At 73.1% G+C, this 13,549-nt stretch carries 11 protein-coding genes; 7 read left to right on the top strand and 4 right to left on the bottom strand.

Going from position 1 to position 13,549, the window contains the following annotated elements; all coding sequences use genetic code 11:
- Positions 1–32: 32 nt before the first annotated feature.
- Positions 33–836: an ABC transporter ATP-binding protein gene (locus A8W25_RS06415; protein WP_067157352.1), complete on the top strand. Its 804-nt coding sequence runs from the start codon at positions 33–35 to the stop codon at positions 834–836.
- A 13-nt stretch (positions 837–849) separates the two neighbouring features.
- On the opposite strand, the gene A8W25_RS06410 is transcribed toward A8W25_RS06415, so the two are convergent.
- Positions 850–1,197: an SCP2 sterol-binding domain-containing protein gene (locus A8W25_RS06410; RefSeq protein ID WP_067157349.1), complete on the bottom strand. Its 348-nt coding sequence runs from the start codon at positions 1,195–1,197 to the stop codon at positions 850–852.
- 42 nt (positions 1,198–1,239) lie between these two features.
- Here A8W25_RS06410 and A8W25_RS06405 point away from each other — a divergent pair, with 42 nt between their 5' ends.
- From A8W25_RS06405 to A8W25_RS06385, 5 genes are all read left to right on the top strand, one after another.
- Positions 1,240–1,518, top strand: a complete 279-nt coding sequence (locus A8W25_RS06405; RefSeq protein ID WP_067157346.1) for a hypothetical protein — start codon at positions 1,240–1,242, stop codon at positions 1,516–1,518.
- A 7-nt stretch (positions 1,519–1,525) separates the two neighbouring features.
- A complete protein-coding gene (locus tag A8W25_RS06400) occupies positions 1,526–2,341 on the top strand; it encodes a TlyA family RNA methyltransferase (protein WP_067157343.1) in 816 nt (271 codons plus the stop codon).
- A gap of 5 nt (positions 2,342–2,346) precedes the next feature.
- A complete protein-coding gene (locus A8W25_RS06395) occupies positions 2,347–3,300 on the top strand; it encodes an NAD kinase (protein ID WP_067157340.1) in 954 nt (317 codons plus the stop codon).
- Between the two features lie 115 nt (positions 3,301–3,415).
- Positions 3,416–5,134: a DNA repair protein RecN gene (gene recN / locus A8W25_RS06390; protein WP_067157337.1), complete on the top strand. Its 1,719-nt coding sequence runs from the start codon at positions 3,416–3,418 to the stop codon at positions 5,132–5,134.
- A gap of 182 nt (positions 5,135–5,316) precedes the next feature.
- Complete coding sequence (locus A8W25_RS06385) at positions 5,317–6,399, top strand: glycosyltransferase family 4 protein (protein ID WP_067157334.1); 1,083 nt, start codon at positions 5,317–5,319, stop codon at positions 6,397–6,399.
- Between the two features lie 10 nt (positions 6,400–6,409).
- Here A8W25_RS06385 and A8W25_RS06380 read toward each other — a convergent pair whose 3' ends face one another.
- The 3 genes from A8W25_RS06380 to A8W25_RS06370 form a co-directional block, all read right to left on the bottom strand.
- The gene (locus A8W25_RS06380; RefSeq protein ID WP_067157331.1) at positions 6,410–8,041 is read right to left on the bottom strand and encodes a PucR family transcriptional regulator; all 1,632 of its coding nucleotides are present in this window, start codon (positions 8,039–8,041) and stop codon (positions 6,410–6,412) included.
- Between the two features lie 72 nt (positions 8,042–8,113).
- Positions 8,114–9,496, bottom strand: a complete 1,383-nt coding sequence (locus A8W25_RS06375) for an FAD-binding oxidoreductase (protein ID WP_067157328.1) — start codon at positions 9,494–9,496, stop codon at positions 8,114–8,116.
- A gap of 70 nt (positions 9,497–9,566) precedes the next feature.
- Complete coding sequence (locus A8W25_RS06370; protein WP_067157325.1) at positions 9,567–11,369, bottom strand: glycoside hydrolase family 15 protein; 1,803 nt, start codon at positions 11,367–11,369, stop codon at positions 9,567–9,569.
- 429 nt (positions 11,370–11,798) lie between these two features.
- Here A8W25_RS06370 and A8W25_RS06365 point away from each other — a divergent pair, with 429 nt between their 5' ends.
- Positions 11,799–13,475: a CTP synthase gene (locus A8W25_RS06365; RefSeq protein ID WP_067157322.1), complete on the top strand. Its 1,677-nt coding sequence runs from the start codon at positions 11,799–11,801 to the stop codon at positions 13,473–13,475.
- The last annotated feature ends 74 nt before the right edge of the window (positions 13,476–13,549 follow it).

Below are 13,549 nucleotides of genomic sequence, written 5' to 3'. Positions count from 1 at the left end.
CCCACCCCCGTACGGATTCCAGGAGTACGAGCATGCAGCGCCTCAGCGCCGATTCGGTGACCCTCGGCTACGACCGGCGGGTGATCGCCGAGGACCTGTCGGTCCAGATCCCGGACCACTCGTTCACGGTCATCGTCGGCCCCAACGCCTGCGGCAAGTCCACCCTGCTCAGGGCTCTTTCGCGGATGCTGAAGCCGAGTGCGGGGCGGGTGCTGCTGGACGGGCGGACCATCCACGCGATGCCCGCGAAGAAGGTCGCCAGGACGCTGGGGCTGCTGCCCCAGTCGTCGATCGCGCCGGACGGGATCACGGTCGCGGACCTGGTCGCGCGCGGCCGCTATCCGCACCAGGGGCTGCTGCGGCAGTGGTCGCCCGAGGACGAGCGGATCGTCCAGGAGTCCATGGACGCGACCGGCGTGGGAGAGCTGGGGGAGCGGTACGTCGACGAGCTCTCCGGCGGGCAGCGCCAGCGGGTGTGGATCGCGATGGCGCTGGCCCAGCAGACGCCGCTGCTGCTCCTCGACGAGCCGACGACGTTCCTGGACATCCAGCACCAGATAGAGGTCCTGGACCTGTGCGCCGAGCTGCACGAGTCCCAGGGGCGCACGCTGGTCGCGGTGCTGCACGACCTGAACCAGGCCGCCCGGTACGCCACGCATCTGATCGCGATGCGCGGCGGCGGGATCGTGGCCGAGGGGGCGCCGTCGAAGATCGTCACGGCGGAGTTGGTACGGGAGGTGTTCGGGGTCCGCTGCCAGGTCATCGACGACCCGGAGACGGGCACTCCGCTGGTGGTGCCGGCGGCGCGGCAGCGGGACACGGCGCCGGTGTCCTGACAGGGCGAGTGGGCTAGAGCAGCGTCCGCAGCCTCAGCAGATCGCGGAACCCGGCCTCCAGACGGACCCGCCCCGACGTCCACGCCCGCGCGAAGTTCAGCTCGCCCGCGACCATCGCCACCAGGTCGTCGCCCTTCATGGCCAGACGGATCTGGGCGCGCTCGGCCGGCGGGCCCTCCAGCGTCCGCTCGACCTCGATGCGGCCGTCCTTGAGGCGCCCGGTGAACGTACGGTCGAGGTCCGTGATGTGGCAGCTCAGCGAGCGGTCCAGGGCGGCGGCGGCGCGTACGTCGCCGTCGGCGCCGGCCAGGCTGTCGGAAAGTGCGTCGAGTGCCGCGCGGCACTCCTCGGTCGTGGCCATCGTGATCGACCGTACCGCAGGCCCACGCGGTAGCGTCTGGGCATGAGCGACTTCATGCCGGAGCCCGAGGCGGAGGCCGGAGCGCCCGGCGACCCCGTCGGCCCGGCGCCCCTGGACGTGCCCCGCGACCCCACCGGCGACCCCCGGGTGGACGCCCTGGTCGAGCGGCTGGCGGACGTCGACCACCTCGATACGGACGGACACGTCGAGGTGTACGAGGATGTACACGGGGGGCTGCGCGAGACGCTGAGCGCGCTCGACGCCCGCCCGGGGCCGCCGGCCCCGTCCCCCGCTTCACATACGTACGACAACAGGAGCTGAACCGAACGTGGCAGGAGTGGCACGCCGCCGCCTCGACGCCGAGCTGGTCCGCCGGAAGCTCGCCCGGTCCCGTGAGCACGCGGCGCAGCTGATCGCCGCCGGGCGCGTGACGGTCGGCAAGACCGTCGCGACCAAGTCCGCCACCCAGGTCGAGACCGCGGCCGCCATCGTCGTCGCCGAGGACGGCAGCGACCCGGACTACGTCTCGCGCGGCGGCCACAAGCTGGCGGGCGCGCTGGCGGCCTTCGTTCCGCGGGGACTGAAGGTCGAGGGGCGCCGCGCGCTGGACGCGGGCGCCTCCACCGGCGGCTTCACCGATGTGCTGCTGCGCTCGGGCGCCGGGCACGTGATGGCGGTGGACGTCGGGTACGGACAGCTCGCCTGGTCCCTTCAGAGTGACGACCGGGTCACCGTCAAGGACCGTACGAACGTACGGGAGTTGACGCTCGACGACATCGACGGCGAGCCGGTCGGCCTGGTGGTGGGGGACCTGTCCTTCATCGCGCTCGGCCTCGTGCTGCCCGCGCTGGTGCGGTGCTGCGCGCCCGACGCCGACCTGGTGCTGATGGTCAAGCCGCAGTTCGAGATCGGCAAGGACCGGCTCGGCAACGGCGGTGTGGTGCGCAGCCCGGAGCTGCGGGCCGAGACGGTGCGCACGGTGGCCGCGCAGGCCGCCGGGCTGGGGCTCGGTGTGCTCGGCGTCACGGCCAGCCCGCTGCCCGGACCCTCCGGCAATGTCGAATACTTTCTGTGGCTGCGGGCCGGAGCGCCCGCGCTGGATCCGGCTGATGTGGACCGTGCAGTGGCGGAGGGACCTAGTTGAGCTCGTTGGGGAACGCGGAGGAGACGCGCGGGGGGGACGGTTCGTGCGAGCGGGATGCGGTCGGGCGCACGGTGTTCCTGCTCGCGCACACCGGGCGGCCCGCCGCCATCCGCAGCGCGGAACTGGTGGTACGGGGACTGCTGCGCTGCGGTATCGGGGTGCGGGTCCTGGAGGCGGAGGCGGCCGACATCCCGCTGCCCGCGTCGGAGTCCGTGCGGACGGTCAAGGAGGCGACCCCGCAGTGCCTCGACGGGTGTGAGCTGCTGATCGTGCTCGGCGGGGACGGGACGCTGCTGCGCGGCGCCGAGTTCGCGCGGGCGTCCGGGGTGCCGATGCTCGGCGTCAACCTCGGCCGGGTCGGGTTCCTCGCCGAGGCCGAGCGGGACGACCTGGACAAGGTCGTGGACCGGGTCGTCACGCGCTCCTACGAGGTCGAGGAGCGGATGACCCTCGACGTCGTGGTGCACAGCAACGGCGATGTGGTGCACACCGACTGGGCGCTCAACGAGGCGGCCGTGCAGAAGGTGTCGCCCGAGCGGATGCTGGAGGTCGTCCTGGAGATCGACGGGCGGCCGGTGACGGGGTTCGGGTGTGACGGGATCGTGTACGCGACGCCGACCGGGTCGACGGCGTACGCCTTCTCGGCGGGCGGGCCGGTGGTGTGGCCGGAGGTCGAGGCGCTGCTGATGGTGCCGATCAGCGCGCACGCGCTGTTCGCCAAGCCGCTGGTGACGTCGCCGAGTTCGGTGCTGGCGGTGGAGGTGCAGCCGCATACGCCGCACGGGGTGCTGTGGTGCGACGGGCGCCGGACGGTGGAGTTGCCGCCGGGGGCTCGGGTGGAGGTGCGGCGGGGTGCGGTGCCGGTGCGGTTGGCGCGGCTGCATCACGCGTCGTTCACGGACCGGTTGGTGGCGAAGTTCGCGCTGCCGGTCAGTGGGTGGAGGGGTGCGCCGCACTAGGGGCGGGATTTGAGCCCCACCCCGCCCCTTCACCTAGACCCCCTCTGGGTGAGGGTGTGGGGGGCGTCGCACACAGGGCCCGGGACCTCGTAAGGTCGGGGGCGTGTTGGAGGAGATGCGGATACGGTCGCTCGGGGTCATCGACGACGCTGTCGTCGAGCTGTCGCCCGGGTTCACCGCGGTGACCGGCGAGACCGGCGCGGGCAAGACCATGGTCGTCACCAGTCTGGGGCTGCTGCTCGGCGGGCGCGCCGACCCCGCGCTGGTGCGGATCGGCGCCAAGTCGGCGGTCGTCGAGGGGCGGATCGCGCTGCGCGCGGGCGCCACCGCGGCGATCCGCGCGGAGGAGGCCGGGGCCGAGCTCGACGAGGGCGCGCTGCTGGTCAGCCGTACCGTCTCGGCGGAGGGCCGCTCACGGGCGTTCCTCGGCGGACGCTCCGTGCCGGTCGGCGTGCTCGCGGAGCTGGCCGACGAGCTCGTCGCCGTCCACGGGCAGACCGATCAGCAGGGCCTGCTCAGGCCCGCCCGGCAGCGCGAGGCCCTCGACCGGTACGCGGGGGACGCCGTGGCCGGGCCGCTGACCAAGTACGCGGAGGCGTACCGGCGGCTGCGGGCCGTCGCCGGGGAGCTGGAGGAGCTGACCACGCGGGCGCGCGAGCGGGCGCAGGAGGCCGATCTGCTGCGGTTCGGGCTCGACGAGATCGCGGCGGTCGAGCCGCTGGCGGGCGAGGACGTGGAGCTCGCGGCGGAGGCCGAACGGCTCGGGCACGCCGAGGCGCTGGCGTCGGCCGCGGCCCTGGCCCACTCCGCCCTCGCGGGCAACCCCGAGGACCCCGAGAGCGTCGACGCGACCACCCTGGTCGCGGGCGCCCACCGGGCCCTGGAGGCCGTCCGGTCGCACGACCCCGCCCTGGCCGCGCTCGCCGAGCGCATCGGCGAGGTCGGCATCCTCCTCGGCGACGTGGCCGGCGAGCTCGCCGGGTACGCGGACGACCTCGACGCCGACCCCCTGCGGCTCGCGGCCGTGGAGGAGCGCCGGGCGGCCCTGACGGGGCTGACCCGGAAGTACGGGCAGGACATCGAGGGCGTTCTCGCCTGGGCGCAGCAAGGCGCCGCGCGGGTGACCGAGCTGGACGGCGACGACGACCGGATCGGCGAGCTGACCGCCGAGCGGGACGGGCTGCGCGGGGAACTGTCCGCCCTGGCGCAGGAGTTGACCGACGCCCGCACCGAGGCCGCCGCGCGCTTCGCGGACGCGGTGACGGCCGAGCTGGCGTCGCTGGCGATGCCGCACGCCCGGGTGTCGTTCGCGGTGCGCCAGGTGGAGGACGCCGAGGGCGTCGAGGTGGACGGGCGGACCGTGGCGTACGGACCGTCCGGCGCGGACGAGGTGGAGCTGCTGCTCGCCCCGCACCCGGGCGCCCCGGCGCGGCCGATCGCCAAGGGCGCCTCCGGCGGTGAGCTCTCCCGGGTGATGCTCGCGGTCGAGGTCGTGTTCGCCGGGACGGACCCCGTGCCCACGTACCTCTTCGACGAGGTCGACGCGGGCGTCGGCGGCCGGGCGGCGGTCGAGATCGGCCGGCGCCTGGCGAAGCTCGCCAAGTCGGCACAGGTCGTCGTGGTGACCCATCTGCCCCAGGTGGCGGCTTTCGCGGACCGCCAGCTGCTGGTGGAGAAGACCAACGACGGCACCGTCACCCGCTCCGGCGTCACCGTCCTGGAGGGCGAGGACCGGGTCCGCGAGCTCTCCCGGATGCTGGCGGGCCAGGACGACTCCGAGACGGCCCGGGCCCACGCGGAGGAGCTGCTGGCGACGGCACGGGCGGAGGGGTAGCCACGATCGCCCTGACCGGGTGAGCCCGCCGCCCGGCGGTTCACCCGTGTGGGTGGTCCCCCGGAGCGGTCCGCCGCCTGTCGGCACGGGGAAACGTCCGGACGGGGGCGGAACGTCCGTACGGGCTGGCATCCTTGGCCGGGGTCCACACCGGCCCACCGCCGACCCGGGAGCCTGTTCACGTGTCACAGCTGCGTACGGTCCAAGTGCTGGGCGGCGGCAGCGCGGGCAGCAGCGCGCATGTGCGCTCGCTGGCGGCGGGCCTCGCCGCGCGGGGCGTCCGGGTCACCGTCTGCGCTCCGGCCGCGCTTGAGCGGGAGTTCGACTTCCGGGGCGCGGGCGCCCACTTCGTGCCCGTCCCCCGGCGCGGCGACCCGGTGGCGGTCGGCGCCCTGCGGGCGGTCTGCGCGGGCGCGGACGTGGTGCACGCGCACGGGCTGCACGCGGCGGTACGGACCGCCCTGGCGCTCGGCGGGCGACGCGCCGTCCCCCTCGTCGTCACCTGGCACATCGGCTCCCACGCCGACGGCGCCAGAGGACAGGTGCTGCGCATGCTGGAGCGGCGGGCGGCCCGGGCGGCGGCCGTGGTGCTCGGCACCTCCTCCGACCTGGTCGACCGCGCCCGGCGGCGCGGCGCCCGCGATGCCCGGCTCGCCGCGGTCGCGGTGCCCGGGCCCCGTACGCCTGTTCCCGACGGCAAGGCGCGGGCCGAACTCGGCGCCGTGGACCGGCCGTTGCTGATGGCGGTGGGCAGCCTGGTCGAGCACCGGGGGTACGACGTGCTCCTGGACGCGGCCCACCGCTGGAAGGCGCTCGACCCCGTACCGCTGCTGGCGATCGCCGGGGAGGGCAGGCTGCGGGCCGCGCTCAAGCGGCGCATCGAGGCCGAGGCGCTGCCCGTGAAGCTGCTGGGGCGGCGCGACGACGTCACCGAGCTGCTGGCCGCCGCCGACGCGGCCGTCCTCCCGAGCCGCTGGGAGGGGCGCTCGCTGCTGGCCCAGGAAGCGCTGCGGCTCGGGGTACCGCTGGTCGCGACCGCCGTGGGCGGAGTGCCGGAGCTGGTGGGGGACGCGGCGGAGCTGGTGCCGTACGGGGACGCGGCGGCGCTCGGGGAGGCCGTGGCGCGGCTGCTCGCCGACCCCGTCCGGCGCCGCGAGCTCGCCGAGGCCGGTCCCGTGCAGGCGGCGGACTGGCCGACCGAGGACGAGACGGTGGCCCAAGTGCTGAGCGTCTACGACGAGTTGACGCAGCGGCAGGGCGGCTGAGGCGCGCCGCTCAGGCCACGTGGCGGCGGGCCCGCAGGGCCAGGGACAGCGCCAGTACCGTCTGCGGGTCGTCCAGGTCCGTGCCGAGCAGCTCCGCGATCCGGGCGAGCCGGTTGTAGAGCGTCTGCCGGTTGAGGTGCAGCTCGCGGGCCGTCTCCGCCTTGCGGCCGGCGTGCGCCAGATAGGTCTCCAGGGTGGGCAGCAGCGGCGGCCGCGAGGCCGCGTCGTGGGCGCGCAGCGGGCCGATGGCGCGCTCCACGAACGCCGCCAGGTCCGGGTGTTCGCGCAGCCGCCACAGGAGCAGGTCGATGTCCAGGCGGCGGGCGTCGTACCAGGGGCGCTCGGACAGGCCCTGCGCCGCGGCGGCGGTCTCGGCGGCGTGCCGCAGCCCCGCCGAGGCGGCCGTCCAGCCGCCCGCGGCCGCGACCACCACGACCGGCTGCGCCCCGGCCCGGGCGAGTCCGGCGCGCTCCACGCCCGCCCGCAGCGCCGCCGCCACCCGGTCGGCGACCGCGTGGCGCTCCGACTCCGAGCGCAGCCCGAGCAGCAGGGGCACCCGGCCCTCCACCGGCCGTACTCCCAGCAGGACCGGTACGCCCACCGAGGACAGCTCCTCCAGGACCGCGCGGGCCAGGACGGCCCAGTTGCCGGTGGGGGAGGACTCCGAGAGGTCGGAGGTCAGCCGCATCACCACCGGCAGCAGCGGGCCCTCGCCCGGCTTGAAGCCCAGTACCTTGGCCTGCGCGGGCGCGTCCTCGGCGCTGATGCGGCCCTCGGCGAGGTCGGTCAGGAAGTCGCCGCGCCCGCGCGCCGCCAGCTCCTCCTCCTGGCGCGCCTGCATCAGCACCACGGCGAGGATGCCCGCGGCCCGCTCCGCCGCCATCCGGTGGACCGGCAGCAGCGGCGCGGCGACGGCGAGCAGGACGAGCCGGGCCCGCACCGCGCCGGTGCCGTGGCCGCCGCCGGGCACGTCCACCACGACGCCGCCGGTCGGCGGTCCCGACTCGCGGGACTCGCGCTGGCCGCGCAGCCCCTCCCAGACCTGGAGCGGATCGGCCCCTGCCTCGCCGGAGCCCGCGGCCGCGTAGAGCAGCTGGCCGTCCGGGGTCTCCAGGAACACCGGATTGGCCGTGAAGTCGGCCAGGATCGACAGGACCTGGGGCACACCGCCGCCCGAGAGCAGTGCGCCGGTACACCGCCGGTGCACCTCCTCGGCGCGCTGGAGCAGGGCGTAGTGGCCGTTGACGATCTCGGTGTGGATCTCCTCGGTCACCGTCACGAACGGGACCTCGCGGTGCAGCGCGACCAGCGGCAGCCCGGCCGCCCGCGCGGTGTCCACGAGGGTGGCGGGCAGCCTGCTGAAGCGCGGGCCGAGCTCGACGACCAGGGCGGCGATGCCCCGCTCGGCGAGGCGGCGTACGAAGGCGCGCTGTTCGGCGGGGCGGGTGCCCAGGCCGAGGCCCGTGGTGAGCAGCAGTTCGCCGCCCTTGAGCAGCGAGGCGATGTTGGGGACCTCGCCCGCGTGCACCCAGCGCACGGTCCGCCCCAGCCGCTCCGCGCCCGCCACGACCTCGGGGAGCCCGCCGCGCAGCCCGGGCAGTTCGAGAGCGCGCTGCACGGTGATCCCGCCCTGGCTGTCCAATGGGGTTCACCTCGTGTTTTGTCGTACCGGACGGTGATGCGGGTCACGGTACGACACACGTCTTCGTTTCCGTCAGGCCGGGGCGATGTTGTGGTTGTAGCGGAAGACGTTGTCGGGGTCGTAGGCGCGTTTCACCTCCGCGAGCCGCCGCATGTTCTCGGCGCCGAGGCCCGCGACCACCCGGGCGGCGCCCTCGTCGCCGGTGAAGTTGAGGTAGACCGCGCCGGTCGACCAGGGCTGGACCCGGGCCCGGACGTCCTTGACCCACCGCATACAGCGCTCGTCGTCGGCCGGGTCCTCCCAGATCCCGAAGGGGTGTACGGCCCAGGGAGCGTCGCGGTAGGGCACCGGGTACTCGGCGGGGCCGTCGGCGATGGCGCCGCCCAGCGGGAAGATCACGTGCTGGGTGCCGGTGGGCGTCGGCAGGGACTCGCCCAGGGAGCAGAAGACGTCCACGAGTTCGTCGGGCAGACCGGTCAGATACTCGGCCGACCAGTAGTTCCGCATCCCGGGCGGGTCGTCCATCATGCACTGCATGTCGGCGTACGGCATGGCCGTGACGATCTCGACCTCGTGCGGCAGGGCGATCAGCGGCTGGGCGACCTTGCGCATGGCCTCCTCGCCGCCCGCGTACGTCACGAGGGCGCCGCACAGCACCTTTCCGACCAGGTGCTCGGGGATGAACGGCTCGGGCGGGGCGGTCATGTACAGGACGCCGCCGCTCGCCTCGGCCGGCCCGTTCTGGATGATCTCCCGATAGATGTGGGCCACCTCGGAGGCGTGCTCGGGCAGGTACAGCAGCATGGCGATGGCGTACTCGGGCAGATCGTGCAGCCGCAGGGTGAGCGAGGTGGCGACGCCGAAGTTGCCGCCGCCGCCGTGCAGCGCCCAGAACAGTTCGGGGTTCTCCTCGGCGCTGGCCGTCACCACGGATCCGTCGGCGGTGACCAGCTCGACGCCGAGCAGGTTGTCGACCGCGAGGCCGAACCTGCGGTCCAGCCAGCCCGATCCGCCGCCGAGGACGAAGCCGCCGACGCCGGTGGTGGAGACGCGCCCGCCCGTGGTGGCCAGGCCGTGCGGCTCGGTGGCCCGGTCCAGATGGCTCATGACGGCGCCGCCCTGGACGCGCACGGCGTGGGCGGCCGGGTGGACGGTGACCTCGTGCATCCGGCGCAGATCGATGACCAGGCCGCCCTCGTTGAGGGCCTGGCCGGAGACGCTGTGGCCGCCGCCGCGTACGGCGATCTTCAGATCCAGGTCGCGGGCGAAGCGTACGGAGGTGACGACGTCCGCGTCGGACTCGCACTGGGCGATCACGGCGGGGCGCCGGTCGATCATGGAGTTGTAGACCGTCCGGGCCTCGTCGTAGCCCGGATCGCCCGGGGCGAACACATCGCCGGAGAGGTCTTCGCGGAGCTCGGCGAGAGCCGTGCCCGCTTTCGAGGGGGTCGTCATGGCGCGCCCCCTTCATGAGGGGACAGGACATCTCCACTCTAAGCGGGCACCGGCCCGGGGGCGCGGCGAACTACCCCCCGTACGCCCCCGAGGCGGTCAGCCGCAGTGCCGTGTCGATCAGCGGAACGTGGCTGAAGGCCTGCGGGAAGTTCCCGACCTGGCGCTGGAGCCGCGGGTCCCACTCCTCGGCGAGCAGCCCGATGTCGTTGCGCAGCGACAGCAGCCGTTCGAAGAGCTTGCGGGCCTCGTCGACCCGGCCGATCATGGCCAGGTCGTCCGCCATCCAGAACGAGCAGGCCAGGAACGCGCCCTCGTCGCCCTCCAGACCGTCGCAGCCCGCCTCCTCGCCCGCCGTCGGGTAGCGCAGGATGAACCCGTCGGGCGTGGACAGCTCGCGCTGGATCGCCTCGATGGTCCCGATGACCCGCTTGTCGTCCGGCGGCAGGAAGCCCATCTGCGGGATCAGCAGCAGAGAGGCGTCCAGCTCCTTGGAGCCGTAGGACTGCGTGAAGGTGTTGCGCTCCTTGTCGTACCCCTTCTCGCAGACGTCGCGGTGGATGTCGTCGCGCAGCTCGCGCCACTTCTCCAGCGGCCCGTCCGCGTCGCCCGACTCGATCAGCTTGATGGTGCGGTCCACCGCGACCCAGGCCATCACCTTGGAGTGCACGAAGTGGCGGCGCGGGCCGCGCACCTCCCAGATGCCCTCGTCCGGCTCGTCCCAGTGGTTCTCCAGGTAGTTGATGAGCTTGAGCTGGAGCAGCGAGGCGTAGTCGTTGCGGGCCAGGCCCGTCATATGGGCCAGGTGCAGGGCCTCGGTGACCTCGCCGTACACATCCAGCTGGAGCTGGTGGGCGGCGCCGTTGCCGACCCGGACCGGGGCCGAGTTCTCGTACCCCGGCAGCCAGTCCAGCTCGGCCTCGCCCAGCTCCCGCTCGCCCGCGATCCCGTACATGATCTGCAGGTTCTCGGGGTCGCCCGCGACCGCCCGCAGCAGCCACTCGCGCCAGGCGCGGGCCTCGTCGCGGTAGCCGGTGCGCAGCAGCGAGGAGAGGGTGATCGCCGCGTCCCGCAGCCAGGTGTAGCGGTAGTCCCAGTTGCGCGAGCCGCCGATGTCCTCGGGCAGCGAGGTGGTGGGCGCGGCGACGATGCCGCCGGTGGGGGCGTAGGTCAGCGCCTTCAGCGTGATCAGTGAGCGGACCACGGCCTCGCGGTAGGGCCCGTGGTACGTGCAGTGGTCCACCCACTCCCGCCAGAAGCCCTCGGTCGCCTCCAGGGCCGCCTCCGGCTCGGAGAGCGCGGGCGGCTCCTTGTGGGAGGGCTGCCAGCTGATGGTGAAGGCGATCCGCTCACCGGGCGAGACGGTGAAGTCGGAGTACGTGGTGAGGTTCTTGCCGTAGGTGTCCACCGGCGTGTCCAGCCAGACCGAGTCCGGGCCCGCCACCGCGACCGTGCGGTTGTCGACCTTGTGCACCCAGGGCACGACACGCCCGTAGCTGAAACGCATCCGCAGGGCGCTGCGCATCGGCACCCGGCCGCTGACGCCCTCCACGATCCGGATCAGCTGCGGCGCGCCGTCGCGCGGCGGCATGAAGTCCGTGACCCGGACCGTGCCGCGCGGGGTGTCCCACTCCGACTCCAGGATCAGCGAGTCGCCCCGGTAGCGGCGCCGGTCCGCCCGGGGTGGCGGCGCGTCGGCCGCGTGGGCCGGGCCGATCCGCCAGAAGCCGTGTTCATCGGTGCCGAGCAGTCCGGCGAAGACGGCGTGCGAGTCGAAGCGTGGCAGGCACAGCCAGTCGGTCGTGCCGTCCCGGCAGACCAGTGCGGCGGTCTGCATGTCTCCGATGAGTGCGTAATCCTCGATGCGCCCGGCCACGTGCAATCTCCAGTCGAACGGCCACGTCCGCCCCGCGGGGCGCTTACTGCTACTGCGACTGCGGTCAAGGGAAGGCCAACGAGCGCATGTTGTGGGTGACGGCCGGGGTGGTGCCGTGCTACCAGCGGCTCGGCGGCGAGTGTCCGAGCAGGATACGACGCACGTGGGTGATCCGCCGATGCCTTCCGGCAACGCCACTGCGCCGTCCGGGTGACTGGTGCACACAGGGTTGCCCGGGCGTGTGCGGAGCGTGGCCGGAAGCGGCGCGCCGCACTCGCTGATACCCTGGTAGCCCGTGGCCGGGTGGTGAAAAAACCCCCGAACCGCAGCGACGGCGCCCCCCGGAAACTCGTAGGCAACTCGTACGAGATCCACAGAGGGTGACCGGCACGCACTTCAGACAGCGACCACGGGAGCCCCCTCTTGGCCATGCAGACTCGATCCTTGGCATCCTCGACGACCAAGCACATCTTCGTCACCGGGGGTGTCGCCTCTTCCCTCGGCAAGGGTCTGACTGCCTCCAGCCTGGGTGCGCTCCTGAAGGCGCGGGGCCTGCGGGTCACGATGCAGAAGCTCGACCCGTACCTGAACGTCGACCCGGGCACGATGAACCCGTTCCAGCACGGCGAGGTGTTCGTCACCAACGACGGCGCCGAGACCGACCTGGACATCGGCCACTACGAGCGCTTCCTCGACGTCGACCTCGACGGCTCGGCCAACGTCACCACCGGCCAGGTCTACTCGCAGGTGATCGCCAAGGAGCGGCGCGGCGAGTACCTCGGCGACACCGTGCAGGTCATCCCGCACATCACCAACGAGATCAAGCACCGCATCCGCCGGATGGCGACCGACGACGTCGACGTCGTCATCACGGAGGTCGGCGGCACGGTCGGCGACATCGAGTCGCTGCCGTTCCTGGAGACCGTCCGCCAGGTCCGCCACGAGGTCGGCCGCGACAACGTCTTCGTCGTGCACATCTCGCTGCTGCCCTACATCGGCCCCTCCGGCGAGCTGAAGACCAAGCCGACCCAGCACTCGGTCGCGGCCCTGCGCAACATCGGCATCCAGCCCGACGCGATCGTGCTGCGCGCCGACCGCGAGGTGCCGCTGTCCATCAAGCGCAAGATCTCGCTGATGTGCGACGTCGACGAGGCCGCCGTGGTCGCCGCCATCGACGCCAAGTCGATCTACGACATCCCGAAGGTGCTGCACACCGAGGGACTGGACGCGTACGTCGTGCGCAAGCTCGACCTGCCCTTCCGCGATGTGGACTGGACGACCTGGGACGACCTGCTCGACCGCGTCCACAACCCGGAGCACGAGGTCACGGTCGCGCTGGTCGGCAAGTACATCGACCTGCCCGACGCGTACCTCTCGATCACCGAGGCCATGCGCGCCGGCGGCTTCGCCAACAAGGCCCGCGTCAAGGTCAAGTGGGTCACCTCGGACGACTGCAAGACCCCGGCCGGCGCCAAGAAGAACCTCGGCGACGTGGACGCGATCCTGGTGCCCGGCGGCTTCGGCGACCGCGGTGTCAACGGCAAGATCGGCGCGATCCAGTACGCCCGCGAGAACAAGGTGCCGCTGCTCGGCATCTGCCTGGGCCTCCAGTGCATCGTGATCGAGGCCGCCCGCAACCTGGCCGGCATCCCGGACGCCAACTCCACCGAGTTCGACGCCGCCACCGCCCACCCCGTCATCTCGACGATGGAGGAGCAGCTGGCGTACGTCGAGGGCGCGGGCGACCTGGGCGGCACCATGCGCCTGGGCATGTACCCGGCGAAGCTCGCCGAGGGCTCGATCGTCCGCGAGGTCTACGACGACCAGCCGTACGTGGAGGAGCGCCACCGCCACCGCTACGAGGTCAACAACTCCTACCGCGCGGAGCTGGAGAAGAAGGCGGGCATCGTCTTCTCGGGCACGTCCCCCGACAACAAGCTCGTCGAGTACGTCGAGTACCCGCGCGAGGTGCACCCCTACCTGGTCGCCACCCAGGCGCACCCGGAGCTGCGCTCCCGCCCGACCCGCCCGCACCCGCTCTTCGCGGGTCTGGTGAAGGCGGCCGTCGAGCGGCAGGAAGCCGCGCGCAAGACCGCCAAGAAGTAACCAGGCGATACGGTTGCCGGGGTACGGGTCCTGATCGGACGCGTACCCCGGTTTCTGTTTTGCGGGAGGACATC

Origin of the sequence: Streptomyces sp. ERV7 (assembly GCF_001653515.1) — a bacterium.
Lineage (GTDB): Bacteria > Actinomycetota > Actinomycetes > Streptomycetales > Streptomycetaceae > Streptomyces.
This window is presented reverse-complemented; position numbering and strand designations above follow the sequence as displayed.

Bases quoted from the DNA above. Each gene is read 5' to 3' on its own strand.
- A8W25_RS06415 (WP_067157352.1), top strand. From the start codon at position 33: ATGCAGCGCCTCAGCGCCGATTCGGTGACCCTCGGCTACGACCGGCGG.
- A8W25_RS06365 (WP_067157322.1), top strand. From the start codon at position 11,799: ATGCAGACTCGATCCTTGGCATCCTCGACGACCAAGCACATCTTCGTC.
- A8W25_RS06410 (WP_067157349.1), bottom strand. From the start codon at position 1,197: ATGGCCACGACCGAGGAGTGCCGCGCGGCACTCGACGCACTTTCCGAC.
- A8W25_RS06405 (WP_067157346.1), top strand. From the start codon at position 1,240: ATGAGCGACTTCATGCCGGAGCCCGAGGCGGAGGCCGGAGCGCCCGGC.
- recN (WP_067157337.1), top strand. From the start codon at position 3,416: ATGCGGATACGGTCGCTCGGGGTCATCGACGACGCTGTCGTCGAGCTG.
- A8W25_RS06375 (WP_067157328.1), bottom strand. From the start codon at position 9,496: ATGACGACCCCCTCGAAAGCGGGCACGGCTCTCGCCGAGCTCCGCGAA.